The following is a 17663-nucleotide window of genomic DNA, read 5'->3' on the forward strand; positions in this document are numbered from 1 at the left end:
ATTCCCTTTGTGTCCAGCCGCTCCCCAGTGGCTTCCAAGCCGACCGGCAGATGCCGGCAGCCGTACGTTCCGCAGTTCCCCCGTACGGCGGCGGGATTTTCAGTCCCTAAGACTATCCCACGCGCCCTACGGCCAACCAAGGAAACCCGAGATCGGGCTATCCATTGGCTTTGACAGCGTACTGTCTCCCTTGCCCGGCGCGCGATGGGGACAACTACCCGGCGCTCTAGCCTCCATTCGCCTAGCATTGCGGGATCTGGTGCGGCCCGGGATCACCCAAGGTGGTGTTGCCCTGGGCGATGAAGCGGCCGGCGTTGGTTCCGCTGGTCAGGCGGTACCACGCGGCGTAGTTCAAGTACGGGGTGCTGCGGTTGACGTAGCAGTTAACCGTGAACGTGCCATTTGACTCGTATTGCCAAGGAGCTCCGTAAATCTTCCCGCCACACGTGTGCTCACCGGGCTTAGGATCCCACGACGTCTGGCCGGACGGTGCGGTATCCGTGCAAGTTCGGTAGCTACCGGGAGGCAAGTTAGCATCCCATGACGTCTTCTGCGGGCCACTCTGAGCACTCGCCGAAGCCACGCCGCCGCCTTGGCCCACGGAGTTGAACGTCTGAACTTCAATGGTTCGGGTCTGGTTGTAGCCACCGGTGTTGACCACCCGGCTGCCGGACGCTGATGCAGTGATCCAGCCGTCCGTTTCACCGTCACTAATCCTGATCTTGGTAACCGCTACATCATTGCTGCCCGTGGACGGCGAAGACCAGGTCAGCGTCAGAGTGGTTTTGTTTTGCCCTCCGTTGGCGCCCGAAGCAGATGGCGTACCGGGCGAACCATACGGCGTGGTGGTTGCCGGCGCGCTGGCATTGGAACTTGGCGCCACCGAAGACACTGCGGTAACCGTGATGGAAGTGGCCTGCCCGTTGGTGAATCCGCCCACCGTTTGCCCTGGGGTGATAGGGCCCGATTGGCCGGTGCTGGCGATGTACCGGTAACTGACTTCGCTTTGCGTAGATCCGTTGCGCTGTGTCTGGTCCAAGACCGAGAAGTTGATGGTGACTGCCCTGCCCGCTCCCCCGGTGTTGGCAGGTGTTGCCGTGACATTGCTTACTGTGCCGAGCGTTCCTGTGGCACGACGCGGTGCCGAAGGTGCACTGACGCCGCCCTTGCCGGCCTTGTTCTCCGCTTGAACGGTGAAAGTGTAGCCGGCTTCGTCGTTCTGGGCCGTGAAGACTGCGGAGCGGACGTTCCCCGGAATCGTCTGGGTTTGGGGGACGCCGTTTCCGCCGCTCATGGTGACGTAGTAGTTCTTGATGGGATCACCGTTGATGTCAGGCTTGGTCCAGTCCGCGCGGATCTGGTTGTTACTTCCAAAAGACTTCAGCACGGCAGTGGTGGGTGCAGCCGGAGCCGCCGGAAGGCCAGCCGGGTTGTCCTCAAGGGAGTACATGCCCCAGTCCGAAGGGCCTAGTTCATTAACGGCTTGGGCACGGACCTTGTACTTCACGCCGTTGCTGAGGCCCGGCCAGGTGTAGCTCAGGCCCGTGACCTCGTTCTTTACGGCTATGCCATTGGCCGGAGGCGGGGAAATCTCCAGATTGTAGTGCTTCACGGGAGAGCCCTCAGTCTTGGCAGGGGTCCACGTGATGGCCATGTTCTTGTCCCCGGCCTTGACCGTGGGGGCATCCGGCGGCGAGGGCTTCTCGTCCGGCCGGATTTCGTTGGACGCGATGGACGCCGGCGAATCCCCTACCTCGTTGGTGGCGAACACGGTGAAGACGTACTTCACGTTGTTGGTCAGCCCGGAGAGCGTGCAGGTGGTAGTGGGGCACACCTGCTCGAAACCGGCCGCCTTAACCGTGTACTTGGTGATGGCTGCGCCATTGTCCGACGGCGGCGCCCACTTGAGCACCGCTGTGCGGCTGCGGACGTCGGTAGCTACCGGTGCCGAGGGAGCATCGGGCTTGTCACGGACCGTGATCCGGACGCGTCCCACCGCCTGCCGCGACGGGTCCTTGGTCTTGTCCAGCACCGTGTACCGCACCACCATGACGCCCTTGAAACCGTCCGCAGGAGTCACTGTAACCGAATCACCGGAGACCGTTGGCTGGCCGCCCGCGGAGCCCGTTTCCACAGCGGCGCTTTCGATGGTCAACGGTGAGTCATCGAACGGGTTGAAGTCGTTGGCCAGCACATTGATGGTCTCGGAACGTCCGGCGTTGGCCTTCTCAACAGCGTCATCGTTGGCTGCCGGACGTGGCCTGTTGGACGAGACGACGGTGGCCGTCACGGTCGCCCGAACTGCGTCGGAGCGCCCGTCCGTAACCTTCAGCGGGAAAGAGCCCACAGCACCTGGATTGGCAGAGAGGTCCGGCGTGACTTTGAGGACGGTTCCTTCCACCCTGGTTTGGAAACCCGCAGGCTGCTGTCCGTCGAGCTCGAACTTCAGGTTCCCCTGGTCCTTTTCATCCACGTCCTTGGCAAGGTTCGCCAATTCCAGTTCGGTGGTTTCACCCTTGGGTGCTTCGATGGACGCACCGCTGAAGGTGGGGACGTGGTTGGCGTTGGGGTCCGGGATCACCTTGGTGATGATGGTCAACGTGGACTTCAGTCCCTGCGAGTCGTCCGGACCGGATCCATCCGTCACTTCGAAAGTGATGGATCCCGGGCCTACGTAATCCGTCTGTGCCGCATACCGCAGGGCATTTCCATCGCCCGATATGACGTTATTGGGATCGGCTCCCTGGACCCGGATCTTGTCCGCCACCGTAAGGCGCGGTTGGCGGCCTTCGCGCACGCGGACATACTCCTGGAGCGAAAGCGCGATTTCCTTGCCGGACATGACTTCAACGGGCTGGGTTTTGGCGAGGGTTGGGTACTGCAGGCCTTGGCCAGGGATCCACATCACTGCTGTTGCTGACTGCCCATCCATGTCCGTCACGGTGTACGGGATCAGCTGATCCTGGGGAGTAAGAGTCACCACCACGTTGCCGGCGGCCCCTACCCGGGCATTCGGATTCGCATCGGGCAGCGTAATGCTCAGGTCCTCCGCCACGCCGTCCGGGTCAGAGTCATTTTTCAGTACCGGCACATCGACGGCAGTCTTGCCCAGTGTCTCGGCCAGCGTGATGCGGTCGTCCACTGCAATCGGAACGTGGAGTGCCGCCGTCGGGCTCGTTTGGACCCGGACCACAGCACTGGCTTCCGCCTTTTTGTCGTCCTGGATGCGGTAGCTGATGCTCTCGTTGCCGGCAGCGCCGGGTGCTGTCAACAGAATTTTGCCCGTAGCAGCCTCAACCTGAAGTTCCGGGTTGGCTTCGAAGGAATTGACCAGGCCTATGGGATCGCCGTCGGGGTCCGAGTCGTTCTTCAGGGCGTCCACGGCAATGCGACGTCCTGGCCGGACATCAATGGCGTCGTCCACGGCGATCGGCTTTTGGTTATTCGCTTCTGCCGGTGCGATGCCCACGATCACGGTGCCGGTGTTTTCGGCCCCGATGCGGTCCCGCACTCGATAGCTGAACGTGTCAGTGCCTGCGGAGGTGGCGGCAGCGGTGAATTCCATGTAGCCGTCCCGCACCACAGCGGTGCCGAGGGCAGGCGCTTTGTCGACGCCGATGAGCTGCACCGAGTCGCCGTCGGCGTCAATTCCGTCCAGCGGTACGGGGATCTTGACGGTCATGCCTGCCACCACACGCGCGGTCAGGTTTCGCGGCTCCGGGCGGGTGTTCGTGGCGTCGTCCCTGGCGCGGATACGGATAGTGACCTGTTGCGAGTCAGTTTGGCCGGACGCGTTGCTGACCTTGTAAATGGCATAGACGGTCTTGGGGATCTCCCCCGCGATGAAGCGGAGCGAATTACCCGCGATGAACGTCCTGCCGTCGGCGGCGTCGGGCTGTTGCGCCAGTGCGGGGTCGAGGGTCAGTTCCCCGCCGTTGGGGTCCGAATCATTTTCCAGGACCGGAATGGTGACGACGTCACCGACGCGTACCGACACTTCGTCCGGCTTGGCCTGCGGCGCCTGCAACTTGCTGGGCGCCGGTACTACCTGCACTGAGATATCTCCCGTGGCCGACGCTTTGCCATTGGAAATGGTGTATTTCAGGGAAAGTTGCCCCGTAGCGCGAATGTCCGTGACCTTGACTACCGAATGGTCCAGAACCGCTACCGTGACCGGCAGGCCGTCCTCTGCAGTGACCGACTGGACAACCAGCACGCCACCGGCAGGATCCGAGTCGTTGCCAAGCACGTCCACCACCGTGCTGCCGCCGCTGGGCAGAAGCGCAATGTCCCGAACTGCAACAGGGGCGCCGTCATTATTGCCGGAGACTACATCTACGCGCACCAACTGCTGCGCGCTTGCCGGGCCGTTGGTGACCATGTAGGTGACGTAGTGGGGGCCGGTGGATGTCGAGTTGAAAGTGAACGTTTGCTGGTCCGGGCCTATCACGGCCGTGGACTGTTCATCCGGCTGTGCCTGTGCAAGCCGGAGTGTGCCGCCTTGCGGGTCGGTATCGTTCTTGAGTGGAGCGATCACCGTGTCCTGGCCTGCAACAGCTACCACGTGATCCGCGTTGGCAATGGGAGGCAGCGCACCTGGGGCACGAACGTCCACACTGATACGCCCCTCGGTGCTCAATGCGCCGTCGGAGACCGTCACGGAAATGGTCTTCTTGCCGGGCCCCGCACCGGAATCCTGGAATGTCAGTAGCCCGTCCGGCCTGATGCGTACCTGGTCCGCAGGATCGCTGCTGACGGCAGCGACGGCGAAGATGTCATCGCCGTCGGGATCAATCCAGTCATTGAGGATGTACTGGTTGGCAATCTTTCCCGATTGCACCACCAATGCGTTGTTCCTGTTGGGCTTCTGTTGGGGTGCACTGTTCTCACCGGACGGCACGATCCGGAGGTCAACGTTCGCCGCGGCGGTTCCACCACGGCCATCATCCACGGAGTATTTGAACGTCTCCGCTCCGGACTGCTCCGCCGGGACGGAAACCTGGAAACCCGTACCGCCGTAGACAGGCGCCAAAGCCCCCGACTTCACGGCTTGGTCGGCGGAGACCGTAAGGACATCGCCGTCGGAATCGGCATCGTTGTCCAGAACCGGGAGGAGGGTGGTTTTTCCGGCGCGCACGCCAAAGGCGTCCGGCTTTGCAACCGGCGGGGTGTTGGGTTTGCTGCGGTCCGGGAGGACCGTCTGCTGGACTTCGTCCGCGGAGTCCTTGTCGGCGTCGTCCGATGTTTGCTGGGGAGGGATAACGTCGTCCCAGTTGTTGACCAACTGCATGTTCTGGTTGACCATCCAGACGTTGCCGGAGTTGACGTCGTTCAGAACCACAAGATCGCGGTTGACCCGGAAAACGTACGACGGCGACGCACTCGCCTTGGGAACGTCGGCACGGCGATTGTCAGCCTCGTTGCTGCATTCGCGGATGTACTTGTTGGCACCGGACCACGCTCCGTAAGTGCACGTTCCCAGCTGCACTGGTGCTGCGGGAATGCCTTCGCCGTCGGGCCGGACGGTTTTGGCTGTGCCACCATCCAACGGCTGAAGCAGGAGGGCTTTGGTGGTGGCGATGGCCACGAAGTCTGCGGCAGGTCCGCTTTGCTGGAGCTTCGCGTCACGGGCGTCGTCAAGGTGAACGGTTGCGCCGCCCGGGAGAACGATGTTTCCCGTAGCCTCGTTGAGAACCACGGCTTTGTCCCCTACGGCTGTGAGCTGCAGGTCCCCTGCGCCCTTGAGGGCGTCGTCCTTGCGGACCTGGGAATCCACTGACCTGCCGTTGGCGTCCACCTTGGTAGCGGTGACGCTGCCGGACTCCGGATCCACAGTGTGAATGGTGTCGTCCGTACCTACAACCGACACAATTCCGGGCGACTGCTCGAACAGTGGCTCGGACTCGTCGCTGAATCCGCCCACGGAACCGGGTGATAGTGCCCAGACCTTGCCTTTTGAGGGGTCGGTGACTGCCAGCACTTTATGGCCGAAACTTACCTCCGCGGAGCCGGGAAGCTTCTGGTCTCCGCCCAGGCGCATGTTTGCGGCGCTGACCGGGTTGATGGTGGCACCTTCGGGGTCGTCAATGAAGATGTCGCTGGCCTGCTGGAGGATATCGAAGTCCTTGCTCGCCGGCGTCACCGCACCGTCCAAGGACTTGGAAGGGTAATTAAGTCTTCCGGCTGCATTCTTGGACTTGCTGACCACCCAGACGCCGCCGTCATTGAGGTCCACTTCCGTGGTCTTAAACCCCGGATAGAGGATGGCGCCGGTCACCAGGACTGCGGCAACAAGGGAAAATGCGGTCGCCGTCATGACCTTCCGCCGGCGATTCTTGGCACGGCGGTTTCCGGACCCGTCAGGCAGAGCCATCCACATTCCCCCACAATTCAGGCAGCACCAGGCAGCCGACGCCGCACACCACGGCCGTCCACGACACAAACAACGCTAAGACTACCGGGTTAATCCATCGTTTTGCTAAGTAGTGACCTAGTTCTCAGAGGGTGGTCCCCGCCTCAGGGGTTTAGTCCAGCACCAAGCCTTTGCCGCGTCCGCGTGCGAGCATCACGGGATGGATCTCGCCGAATCCGCGAACGTTTTCCGACTTCTGCGGAACCAGGACGAAGCGGTCGTCCTGTCCAAGGGCAGCGGCGGTCATGGCGTCCACGAGCACCGTCCCCGGCTGCGCCAACGTAGTCAGCCGTGCGGCAAGGTTAACGGTGGGCCCGTAAATATCGCCGAGCCTGGAAAGAATGCGACCCCACACCATGGAGACGCGGCACTGCGGCAGGATCTCGTCCTCAGTGAACGCCTGGGCCAAGGCAAGGGAAATCTCGGCTCCGGCCGCAGGCGTTTCAGCGATATACAGGACTTCGTCGCCCACGGTCTTGACCAGTCGTCCGCCACCTACGGAAATGATCTCGGCACACTTGTTTTCAAACCGTTGCACCAGCTGGGCGAGCGTTTTCTCATTCATGCGGCGCGAAAGGCTGGTGTAGGAGACAAGGTCGGCGAATCCCACGGCCCGGGCCAAGGGCAACGGTGAATCGTCTTCGTCACCCTCGCGACCTTCCTCGCTGGCCTGCAATCCTGCTTCCGCGCGAACGGCAAGTCGCTGGACGCCGGCGTTGAGTTGGCGGCGGTAGGAGTACACCAGGATTTCCTCAAGGGAATCCACCAGAGCCGGCAACTGTCCCACCAGTTGCTTGCGGGCCAGGGCATCCGGGATTCCCTGCTCGGAAACCATGTCCTCCACCAAGGCTTCAATCTGCCAGACCACCATGCGGTCCGTCATTTGACCAATGGAGCGGGTGACGGAGATGGCAGCTTCCTCTGTCAGGAGGCCTGCCCGGACCAGGTCCAGGATGCTGGACAGGGCAGCTTGGTCCCGTTCAGTGAACGCGACATCCTCGTCACCAAAGTTAGGGAACCCCAGTGCGCGCCAAATCTTTCGTGCCGACAGGATGGACACGCCCGCACCGGCAGCAACTTCACGACGCCGGAGCTTGCGTTCGCCACCGAGGAGCTTCGCCTCGAGCGCTTTGATTGCCAGGCGCTCCGCGGACATCACACCAGTGGGCGGACCTGTTTGCACCGGCGCCGGAGCAGGCCCGGCCTCGGTGTCCTCGTCCACGGAAGGTTCCGGTACGGCGTCGAACTCCTGGTCCAGGTCCTCGCCGGACTCCTGATCTTCAACGCTCATCTCTTCCACCTTCTCTCAACTCCCACGGCAATTCTTCAAAATCCCTCAGTACTTCACCCTCAAAAACCTCACCCTGCGGGAGTTCGTCCATCGCGTCAAGAATGAAGCCCCGGAACTTCCCCACTTCGGGAACATCGGCCAGGACGGCTATCCCGGAGTGCCCGGTATCCAAGGATATATTCCCGGAGTGCAATGCCCGTTGGAGCATGCTCTGTTGGATACCCACGTTGCGGATGGCCATCAGTGATACCTGCCAATCATTCCGCCGGAACATTCCGTTCCTGGCAAGTACCCGCCTGCTCGTCAGGATGTACTTGACGGAACGCCAGCGCAGCACCCGCTTAATGCTGTAGGCCGCCAGGAACCACGCGGCCAGCCCAACCACAGTACCTATCAACCACGGCGTCCATTCCGCGGTGATGAACGGCATCAGGCGCTGCGGGTTGTCCCTGACGATCCATGCACAGGCGAAGCCGGCGAGGGCAGGAACGGCGATGAAGGCCAGCATCGGAAAGAAGAGGGAGCGGGCCTGTTGGCGCGTGATGGTGATGACCTGTTCCCCCGGAAGCAACTCTTTACGCATAACCGCTTTCTGTGGCGCGTAAGTGCACCACATCTCCGGCTGTCACAACATGTTCCCTGCCACCATGGTCCACCACCAGCAACGAGCCATGCTCGTCCAATCGCGAGGCATGCCCCACGAGCTCATGATCACCTGGCAGGTGTGCCCGCACTTCGCGGCCCAACGTCACCATGGCAGATTCAACGCGCTTGTGCAGCGACGGGCCACCCACCAAACCGGCTGCAGGGTCCCCTTCGGAGTTGCAGAAGCTGCGGTAAAGCCTGGCGAAGCGGGACAGATAGCTCTTCAGCAGTGCGGTGCGGTCCGTCGTCGTGGCCCCTTCCAGGGCGAGCGACGTGGCAGTGGGTACCGGAAGTTCGTCCTCGGCCAAGGACACGTTGAGGCCAACGCCCAGAATGATCGCGGGAACGGAGCCATCGCCCAAAGGAGTCATTTGGGCCAGGATGCCTGCCACCTTTCGACCGTTGACCAGCACATCATTGGGCCACTTGATCTCCGCAGTGATCCCGGCCGTTTCCTGGAGGGCCTCGCGCAGGGCAACTGCGGCGAGCAGCGAAATCCAGGAGTAACTCTGCGTCGGAACCGGCATCCCCTCAGCAGTGACGGGGCGCAACACCATGGAAACGGACACAGCCGAGCGCTCCGGTGATTCCCAGTGGCGGTCGAGCCGGCCTCGCGCTGCCGTCTGGTGCTCGGCGGTCAACACGGAGAGGTCGGCCCATTTTTTGGGCTCCACCGTCACAGCCCGTACGAGGTCCTGGTTGGTGGAGCCCGTGGACTCGACAATGTTCAGTCGGGAGATGCCCGCTGCCGACAGGAAGTCCGGCTGGAGAAGAGCCTCACGGTCCAGCGCCCCGCGCTCACTCGAGGAAGGGGACTGCTCACTCGAGGAACGGGTTTGGGGTTCGCTGCTCTCTGGCTGTTCGGCTTCCATAGCTGAATCCTATCCAGTTGCGGCGTCTCCGGATGATGGCTGCCCTGAAAAGCGGCTATGAATCCGCTTAGAGGAAGATGTCCGGCACCAGGCGGTCTTCAGGCGCACCGAGGCTGTACGGAGTGAAGTCCAGCACTCCGGCAGCGCGCAGCACCTCTTCGTCCGTGTAGAAGTTCCCGGTTGAAGCCGAACCCGTCAGCACTGCGTGCGCAGCATCAGCCATGATTTCCGGGCCGCGTGCCGCCTGCACGATGTGCTGCCCGCCGGGCATGTTGCGGATCGCCGCCGTGTCGATCAAAGTGCACGGCCAGAGCGAATTGACGGAGACGCCATCATTCTTCAATTCCTCGGCGAGCCCCAGGGTGGTGAGGCTCATCCCGTACTTGGCCATGGTGTAGGCCAAGTGCATCCCGGCCCATTTCGGGTCCAGGTTCAGGGGCGGGGACAGGGTGAGGATGTGGCCGTGGCTGGATTCCCGCAGTGCGGGGAGCGCCAGCTTGGACAGCAGGAACGTGCCGCGGACGTTGATGTCCTGCATGAGGTCGTAGCGCTTCATGTCCACAGCATCCGTGGGGGAAAGGTCGATCGCCGAGGCGTTGTTAACCACGACGTCGATGCCCCCGAAACGCTCGACGGCGGCGGCAACTGCTGCGGCGACGTCGTCATCATTGCGAACGTCCCCGACGAGCGGCAGGGCGTGTCCGCCTGCTTCGACCAGCTGATCCGCGGCAGTGAAAACCGTCCCCTCGAGTTTGGGGTGGGGCTCGCCGGTCTTTGCCATGAGCACAATGTTGGCGCCGTCGCGGGCTGCGCGGGTGGCGATGGCCAGACCGATGCCGCGGCTGCCGCCGGACATGAGGATGGTCTTGCCCTTGAGCGAACCGGTGGCCACGTAGGGGCTGGTGCGTTGCGTTTGACCCTCTGTGGAGGCGGAGGAAGCGCCGTTGCTTGAAGTCATGGGGACACTCTAGCCCAACTATGTTACTGACGGGTAACATAGCTTTGGCTTTGGCTTGGACACGGAAAATTGTAGGGTTTCTACAGCGGTTCGCGGCAAAGGCGTCACTAGACTGGCCTGCGGAGCCTGTTCTTTGTACGGAAGCTACTTAAGTCAGCTACTTGTCCGCACATGGGACTGCGCCAACGAAAATCAGCTACAGAGCCGGAGACACTTGATGAGCCACGATCTGACAACGACAGCGGGAAAGATTGCCGACTTCCGCGACCGCCAGGCCCGTGCAGAACAGCCTTCCGGCCCGGAAGCAATCGAAAAGCAGCATGCGCGCGGCAAGAACACCGCCCGCGAACGCATCGACCTCCTGGTTGACCCCGGATCGTTCGTCGAGTTCGACGCCCTTGCAGTCCACCGCTCCACCGCATTCGGCATGGAAAAGAAGAAGCCGCTGGGCGACGGCGTTGTCTCCGGCTACGGCACAGTGGACGGCCGCCTCATCGCCATCTACAGTCAGGACTTCAGCGTCTATGGCGGTTCCCTGAGCCAGGTCAACGGCGAAAAGATCGTCAAAGTCCAGGAATTCGCCCTCCGCAACGGCTGCCCGGTCGTTGGCATCAACGATGGCGGCGGTGCACGCATCCAGGAAGGCGTCGCTTCGCTGGCGATGTTCGCGGACATTTTCCGCAACAACGTCCACGCTTCCGGTGTTGTCCCCCAGATCTCCCTCATCATGGGCCCGTGCGCCGGCGGCGCCGCCTACTCCCCCGCCCTGACCGATTATGTGGTCATGGTGGATAAGACCTCACACATGTTCATTACCGGTCCCGACGTCATCAAGACCGTCACAGGCGAGGACGTGGACATGGAAACCCTCGGCGGCGCCCGGCAGCACAACGCCACCACCGGCACCTCCACCTACTTGGCATCCGACGAAGCAGACGCGATCGAGTTTGTCCGCGAACTCCTGGACTTCCTGCCCTCGAACAACCTGTCCGAGGCCCCCGTGGTGGAGCACGACCAGGAACTGGAACTCAACGATGACGACCTCGCCCTGGACGGGTTGATCCCCGATTCCGCCAACCAGCCTTACGACATGCGCAAAGTCATTGAGCAGATGGTGGACGATGCCCACTTCCTGGAAATGCAGTCGCTCTACGCTCCCAACGTCATGATCGGCTACGGCCGCGTCGAGGGACACACCGTGGGCATCGTGGCCAACCAGCCCATGCAGTTCGCCGGAACGCTGGACATCTCCGCCTCGGAGAAGGCCGCGCGATTCGTGCGCCACTGCGACGCCTTCAACATCCCCATCATTACGCTGGTTGACGTGCCAGGCTTCCTGCCCGGCAAAGACCAGGAGTTCCAGGGCATCATCCGCCGCGGCGCCAAGCTTCTCTACGCCTACGCTGAAGCAACTGTCCCCAAGCTCACCGTCATTACCCGCAAGGCCTACGGCGGCGCCTACATCGTGATGGGCTCCAAGAAGTTGGGCGCTGACCTGAACCTCGCCTGGCCCACCGCCCAGATCGGCGTGATGGGCGCCCAAGGCGCGGTGAACATCCTGTACCGCCGCGATCTCGCTGCAGTCGCCGAAGCCGGCGGCGACGTCGAGGCCAAGCGCGCCGAGATCATCCAGGGCTATGAGGAAGAACTGCTCAATCCGTACCAGGCGGCACAGTTGGGCTACGTGGACGCAGTCATCGCGCCGTCGGACACGCGCTTGCAGATTATCCGCGGCCTCCGCGCCCTCCGGGACAAGCGCGCTAGCCTGCCCACCAAGAAGCACGGAAACATCCCGCTGTGAGCGCGCCTAAACATCGCGCCGAGGCGGCGCCCGCCGAAGCGCCAGCCGCCCCTATGTTCTCAGTGGTCAAGGGAGAACCGACTGCCGAAGAGCTCGCGGCGCTTGCCGCCGTCGTGGTTTCACTCGGCGGCCCTCAGGAAGCAGCCTCGTCCAAGCCGAACGTCCGGCACTGGGTGCGTCGCCAGCAACTCCGCCTGGACCCCACCCCGGGTCCGGGTGCCTGGAAGCGCAGCCGGGGCTAATTTTCGCGTCCGTAGAAAAGTTCAACAACCCTTTCACGTAGGCGTTGTCGCGGCTAGGCTCTGTGGGTGACTACTGCAAACACTCCCGTACGCCCGAAGTCCGCCATCGATGCCGTCGCTGACGCGTACACAGAAAAGCTGATCGAACTCAATCCCAGCTTCGCCACCACGCTGGGCCTGCCCGGACACGAAACGGAATATCGGGATTACTCGCCTGCCGGTGCGGAAGCGCACGCGGAAGCCGCAACATTGGCCTTGGATGCCTTGGCAGGCCTGGAGCCTTCCGATGATGTGGACGCTGTCACCCTCGACGCCATGCGCGAGCGGCTCGGGCTGGAACTGGAGATCCACGAGTCGGGCTGGGATGCGGCTGATCTCAACAACATCGCCTCCCCCGCCCAGGACATCCGGGCCATTTTCGACCTCATGCCCACGGACACGGTTGAACAGTGGAAACACATCGCGGGCCGCGCCGCCAACGTTCCCGGTGCGATTGAGGGCTACATTGCCTCGCTCCGCGCGGCGGCGTCGGACGGAAAAGTAGCCGCCGCCCGGCAAGTGCGGATTGTCATGGAGCAAACCGGCCGATACGCGGCAGAGGATGGCTTCTTCGCCAAGATGGCTTCATCCGCTTCCCTCGGTGGCCAGCCGCTTCCGGCGGACGTTCAGTCAGAGCTCGACGCCGGGACTGCAGCCGCGCGTTCTGCGTACAGCGCGCTGGGTGACTTCCTTCGGGACGAGCTCCTCCCTGTAGCCCCGGAAACGGACGCCGTCGGGCGCGAACGCTATGCCTTGGCCTCGCGTTCATTTGTTGGTGCTGAAATCGACTTGGAGGAGACCTACGCCTGGGGCGTCCAGGAGCTTGAACGGCTCATCAGCGAGCAGGAAAAGGTTGCCAACCAGATCAAACCCGGTGCCTCGATCGAAGAAGCCAAGAGCATCCTCAACAACGACACCGCCCGCCAAATCAACGGCACCGACGCTCTCAAAGCCTGGATGCAGGAACTCTCCGACCGTGCGGTCTCCGAGCTCGCCGACGTCCACTTCGACATCCCGGATGTCATGAAGACGCTCGAATGCATGATCGCCCCTACCGACGATGGCGGCATCTACTACACCGGCCCTTCCGACGACTTCTCCCGGCCCGGACGTATGTGGTGGTCAGTGCCGGCAGGCGAAGACACCTTCACCACCTGGTCCGAAACCACCACAGTTTTCCATGAAGGCGTCCCCGGCCACCACCTCCAAGTGGCCACGGCAACCTACCGGCGTGAACTCCTGAACAACTGGCGCCGCAATGTCTGCTGGGTGTCCGGACACGGCGAAGGTTGGGCGCTCTACGCCGAGCAACTCATGCTGGAACTGGGCTACCTCAAGGACCCGGGCGACCACATGGGCATGCTGGACGGACAACGCATGCGGGCAGCCCGTGTGGTGTTCGATATCGGCGTGCACCTGGAACTGCCCGTCCCCGAACGCTGGGGCACCGGCACCTGGACACCGGAGAAGGGCTTCGACTTCCTCAAAGCCAACCTCGACATCAGCGAAGGCCAGCTCCAGTTCGAGTTCACCCGCTACCTGGGCTGGCCGGGACAAGCGCCGTCCTACAAAGTGGGGCAGCGTTTGTGGGAGCAGATCCGGAGTGAGCTGGAATTCCGCGAAGGCTTTGACCTCAAGTCCTTCCACAGCAAAGCGTTGAACATCGGCTCAGTGGGCTTGGACGTGTTGCGCCGGGCGTTGCTGGGCTGATCCGCCCGGGCTGGGCCGGGAGATACGCTAAGCCCGCTCCCTGCACCCCGTCCAGCCCCTACCCTTTGCGCACCCGTACCCGCCGCACGCACCACTTTGGCGCAGGGCTCGCACCCGTACCCGCCGTACGCACCAGAGGTTACGGGTGCGATCGGCGGCACGTGGTGCGACGGCTACGACGGAGCCGCCAAGGGTGTCCCACTCGGCGTTCCCCGGGTCCAGCTCAGGACACTCGATACCGCCCGCACCCGTACCCGCCGTACGCACCCATCCAGCGCGGAGCTCGCACCCGTACCCGCCGTACGCACCAGAGGTTACGGGTGCGATCGGCGGCACGTGGTGCGACGGCTACGACTGAGCCGCTCATAGGCTGGGCCCGAAGAAACACTCAGCGCACTCCCTGCACCCCGTCTAGCCCCCTACCCGCATCGCACCCCCTCCCGCCGTAGGCACCACTTTGGCGCAGGGCTCGCACCCGTACCCGCCGTACGCACCAGAGGTTACGGGTGCGATCGGCGGCACGTGGTGCGACGGCTACGACGGAGCCGCCCAGGGTGTCCCACTCGGCGTTCCCCGGGTCCAGCTCAGGACACTCGATACCGCCCGCACCCTCGCACCCGTCCAGCGCGGAGCTCGCACCCGTACCCGCCGTACGCACCAGAGGTTACGGGTGCGATCGGCGGCACGTGGTGCGACGGCCCTTCAAAATGCACACTTCCTCATGACCATTGCCACAAGAAATCCGGGAATAACTTCACAAAACCCCACATCTTGCCACTAATCCGGGGTCACTCGGCAGAAGCGGATCGGGAGCCCGCGTAACATTTCTCAACGTCCGTTCGCTATGTTATTTGAGATGCACCTAACGTGTTCCGGTGAGCACCTCAACCAACACCTCCCCAGCAGCTGGCAACACCGGCTTCCGGCTCCCCAAGTGGGCCGGATCCTTCGGCGTCCAGATCATCGCAGCCCTCATCGTCGGCCTTATCCTCGGTCTTATCGCCAAGTACACGGGCAGCACCAAGACCGCTCCCAACGGCTTGGGGGCTACTCTCCAAACGATCGGATCGAGCTACGTCTCTTTGCTGCAGACCGCCGTCGTTCCTTTGATTTTCACCGCCGTGGTGAGCTCCATTGCCAACCTGCGCCAGGTTTCCAACGCCGCACGCCTGGCGTGGAACACGCTGCTCTGGTTCGCCATCACGTCGCTGGTGTCGGTGCTTATCGGTATCGGCCTGGGCGTGCTGCTGCAGCCCGGCACAGCCACCGGCATCACCGAGGAAGCGAAGTACGCCGGTAAGACCGGTGACTGGTGGGCCTTCCTGATCGGCCTGTTCCCCAAGAACTTCCTGGGACTGGGCGCAAGCTCCACCGTCACCGAGAGTGCCAATGCTGCCACCACTGTTAGCACTGCCGTCAGCTTTAACGTGCTCCAGATCCTCGTTGTAGCCATCGCCGTCGGCATTGCTGCGCTCAAGGTGGGCAAGCAGGCCGAGGTATTCCTGACATTCAATGCCTCGGCACTTGCTGTCATCCAGAAGGTCCTGTGGTGGATTATCCGCATCGCCCCGCTGGGTACCATCGGCCTGATCGGCAACGCTGTGGCCATCTACGGCTGGGACACCGTAGGCTCGCTGGGCAAGTTCACCGCCGCCATCTACATCGGCCTTGCACTGGTGCTCTTCGTCCTCTACCCCATTCTGGCCCGCGTCAACGGCCTGTCCGTCAAGCAGTACTTCTCCGGTGTTTGGCCAGCCGTGCAGCTGGCGTTCGTCTCGCGTTCCTCGATCGGCACGCTGCCGCTCACGCAGCGTGTCACCGAGAGGAACCTGGGCGTCCCAACCGGCTACGCTTCCTTCGCCGTGCCGCTGGGTGCCACCACTAAAATGGACGGCTGCGCAGCGATCTACCCGGCCATCTCAGCAATCTTCGTGGCACAGTTCTTCGGCATCAATCTGGACTTCAGCCAATACCTGCTGATCGTGCTGGTCTCCGTCCTGGGTTCCGCCGCGACAGCTGGTACCACCGGCGCTGTCGTCATGCTCACGCTGACCCTCTCCACGCTGGGACTGCCCCTTGCCGGCGTCGGCCTCCTGCTGGCGATCGACCCGATCCTGGACATGGGCCGCACCGCCGTCAACGTCGCAGGACAGGCCCTGGTTCCGACCATTGTGGCAAAGCGCCAAGGCATCCTGGACGAGTCGCTGTACAACGCACCGCGGAACGGTGCAGCATTCGCGGATGAATTCGCCGCCGACAAAGCAGCAGCCGAAAGCAACGAGCGCGAACTGGCCGACTCAAAGGCCTAAGGTTCAGGCTCACTGCAACGGCGCAAATCCCCCGAGGAGTTCTCCCCGGGGGATTTCCCGGTTTAAGGGGTCCGCTCTGGATAGGCTCGGACCATGTTGATCGTCACTTCCAATGAAATCCCGGGCCACCGGATCGACGCCGTCTTCGGCGAAGTCATGGGCCTCACTGTCCGTTCACGCGATATCGGGTCCCAGATGCTCGCCGGCTTCCGCTCCCTTGGCGGCGGCGAGCTGCCTGAAATGACCAAGGCCCTCTACGAAAGCCGCCAGGAAGTCATGGCACGCATGGTCAACGAGGCTCAGCAGCGTGGTGCCAACGCTATTGTGGCCATGCGCTTCGATACCTCGGAAATGGGCACCAACTGGACCGAAGTGTGTGCTTACGGCACTGCGGTCTATGTCCTCCCCCTGGGTGAAGGAGAACCCGGGGCCACAGGCCAGTCGATATACCTCACCAAGACGGCCGCACAGCAGCAGAGCCAGCCGAACCCGCCCGCTCCCCCGGCGCCCCCGACCCAGTTCTAGCCATACGCTCGAGTCCCGTCCTGGTTCGTTCCTCGCCCCGTTCAAGGGTTGGCGTGACGAACCAGGGCGGGACTTTTAGCATCAGAAACCTATCAAATTGCGCAGAGTGCAAACTTGCACCTAGTGTAAGTATGTGACCCAAACCAGCAACCACGAAACCGCTGCGGAGTCGTCCCCCAGTGCTGAGCCTGCTGCGCCCTCCAGGCGCGAACTCAACAAGGCGGCTACCCGCAGCTCCATCGCCTCCGCAGCCCTGGACCTTTTGCGCAGCAACGGGTCCGGCAATTTCACCGTGGAGGACATTGCAGCCGGCGCAGGTGTCTCACGACGAACCTTCTTTAACTACTTCCCCAGCCTCGAAGCCGCCCTGGCCTCCGTGGCGGATGGCTTCATGGACCACGCGTTGGAGCAGTTCCGGTTGCGCCCGGCGGACGAGTCAATCCTCGAATCAGCCCAAGCTGCCCTCATGGCGCTGGCTGATCCCATGTCCGTGGCACCCATGGCCGAACTGTTCAGCCTGACCCAGGACAACCGCCAGCTGGCCCGCTCCGAACTCGAAGCCTGGGAGCACTGCACCGAGCAGATCATTGACGCGGCCCGAGGAAGGCTCGGCCCTGGAATCAGCGAGCTCTACCTCCACGCCCTCGCCGGTTCGGTCATCTCCTGCGGCAAAGCGGCGATGACGGTCTGGTTCGCAGAACACGGGCCGGATCTCTCCCCCAAGTCCCTTGCAGTCCTTCGCCAGCACCTCATCGACGCGATGGGCCTTCTCGGCGCCGGCTTCGCGCCGCCGTCGGACGCGTCCCCGCAAGCGGCAACAGACACCCCCTCCGTTCCAACCACCACAGATCGGTTCTGA

At 62.8% G+C, this 17663-nt stretch carries 11 protein-coding genes; 6 read left to right on the plus strand and 5 right to left on the minus strand.

From position 1 onward, the window contains the following. Positions 1 to 241: 241 nt before the first annotated feature. The 5 genes from ACLRGI_RS10700 to ACLRGI_RS10720 form a co-directional block, all read right to left on the minus strand. Positions 242 to 6373, minus strand: coding sequence for an Ig-like domain-containing protein (locus tag ACLRGI_RS10700; protein WP_419201635.1), 6132 nt, complete (start codon positions 6371 to 6373; stop codon positions 242 to 244). A gap of 151 nt (positions 6374 to 6524) precedes the next feature. Further along, positions 6525 to 7703, minus strand: a complete 1179-nt coding sequence (locus ACLRGI_RS10705; RefSeq protein ID WP_419201636.1) for an adenylate/guanylate cyclase domain-containing protein — start codon at positions 7701 to 7703, stop codon at positions 6525 to 6527. After that, on the minus strand, positions 7693 to 8286 hold the full coding sequence (locus tag ACLRGI_RS10710) for a PH domain-containing protein (protein WP_419201637.1): 594 nt from the start codon (positions 8284 to 8286) through the stop codon (positions 7693 to 7695). The genes ACLRGI_RS10705 and ACLRGI_RS10710 overlap by 11 nt, the downstream gene beginning before the upstream one ends. Then, positions 8279 to 9220, minus strand: coding sequence for a biotin--[acetyl-CoA-carboxylase] ligase (locus tag ACLRGI_RS10715; RefSeq protein WP_419201638.1), 942 nt, complete (start codon positions 9218 to 9220; stop codon positions 8279 to 8281). The genes ACLRGI_RS10710 and ACLRGI_RS10715 overlap by 8 nt, the downstream gene beginning before the upstream one ends. Before the next feature lie 67 nt (positions 9221 to 9287). Beyond that, positions 9288 to 10178 carry an SDR family oxidoreductase gene (locus ACLRGI_RS10720; protein WP_419201639.1) on the minus strand — a complete coding sequence of 297 codons (891 nt, stop codon included), beginning with the start codon at positions 10176 to 10178 and terminating at the stop codon, positions 9288 to 9290. A gap of 217 nt (positions 10179 to 10395) precedes the next feature. On the opposite strand from ACLRGI_RS10720, the gene ACLRGI_RS10725 reads away from it, so the two are divergent. The 6 genes from ACLRGI_RS10725 to ACLRGI_RS10750 all read left to right on the plus strand — a co-directional run bounded on the left by ACLRGI_RS10725 (position 10396) and on the right by ACLRGI_RS10750 (position 17663). Further along, entirely contained in the window at positions 10396 to 11979 is a 1584-nt protein-coding gene (locus tag ACLRGI_RS10725; protein WP_419201640.1) for an acyl-CoA carboxylase subunit beta, read from the plus strand. Beyond that, a complete protein-coding gene (locus ACLRGI_RS10730) occupies positions 11976 to 12221 on the plus strand; it encodes an acyl-CoA carboxylase epsilon subunit (RefSeq protein ID WP_419201641.1) in 246 nt (81 codons plus the stop codon). Before ACLRGI_RS10725 ends, ACLRGI_RS10730 begins: the two co-directional genes overlap by 4 nt. A gap of 66 nt (positions 12222 to 12287) precedes the next feature. After that, positions 12288 to 13970: a DUF885 domain-containing protein gene (locus ACLRGI_RS10735; RefSeq protein WP_419201642.1), complete on the plus strand. Its 1683-nt coding sequence runs from the start codon at positions 12288 to 12290 to the stop codon at positions 13968 to 13970. A gap of 875 nt (positions 13971 to 14845) precedes the next feature. After that, on the plus strand, positions 14846 to 16279 hold the full coding sequence (locus ACLRGI_RS10740; protein ID WP_419201643.1) for a dicarboxylate/amino acid:cation symporter: 1434 nt from the start codon (positions 14846 to 14848) through the stop codon (positions 16277 to 16279). Between the two features lie 93 nt (positions 16280 to 16372). Continuing rightward, a complete protein-coding gene (locus tag ACLRGI_RS10745) occupies positions 16373 to 16804 on the plus strand; it encodes a YbjQ family protein (RefSeq protein WP_419201644.1) in 432 nt (143 codons plus the stop codon). A gap of 133 nt (positions 16805 to 16937) precedes the next feature. Beyond that, positions 16938 to 17663 carry a TetR/AcrR family transcriptional regulator gene (locus ACLRGI_RS10750; RefSeq protein ID WP_419201645.1) on the plus strand — a complete coding sequence of 242 codons (726 nt, stop codon included), beginning with the start codon at positions 16938 to 16940 and terminating at the stop codon, positions 17661 to 17663.

This window comes from Paenarthrobacter sp. PPS72, assembly GCF_048537125.1.
GTDB classification, from domain to species: domain Bacteria; phylum Actinomycetota; class Actinomycetes; order Actinomycetales; family Micrococcaceae; genus Arthrobacter; species Arthrobacter nitroguajacolicus_E.

Bases quoted from the DNA above. Each gene is read 5' to 3' on its own strand.
- ACLRGI_RS10720 (WP_419201639.1), bottom strand. From the start codon at position 10,178: ATGACTTCAAGCAACGGCGCTTCCTCCGCCTCCACAGAGGGTCAAACG.
- ACLRGI_RS10710 (WP_419201637.1), bottom strand. From the start codon at position 8,286: ATGCGTAAAGAGTTGCTTCCGGGGGAACAGGTCATCACCATCACGCGC.
- ACLRGI_RS10745 (WP_419201644.1), top strand. From the start codon at position 16,373: ATGTTGATCGTCACTTCCAATGAAATCCCGGGCCACCGGATCGACGCC.
- ACLRGI_RS10715 (WP_419201638.1), bottom strand. From the start codon at position 9,220: ATGGAAGCCGAACAGCCAGAGAGCAGCGAACCCCAAACCCGTTCCTCG.
- ACLRGI_RS10700 (WP_419201635.1), bottom strand. From the start codon at position 6,373: ATGGCTCTGCCTGACGGGTCCGGAAACCGCCGTGCCAAGAATCGCCGG.
- ACLRGI_RS10725 (WP_419201640.1), top strand. From the start codon at position 10,396: ATGAGCCACGATCTGACAACGACAGCGGGAAAGATTGCCGACTTCCGC.
- ACLRGI_RS10705 (WP_419201636.1), bottom strand. From the start codon at position 7,703: ATGAGCGTTGAAGATCAGGAGTCCGGCGAGGACCTGGACCAGGAGTTC.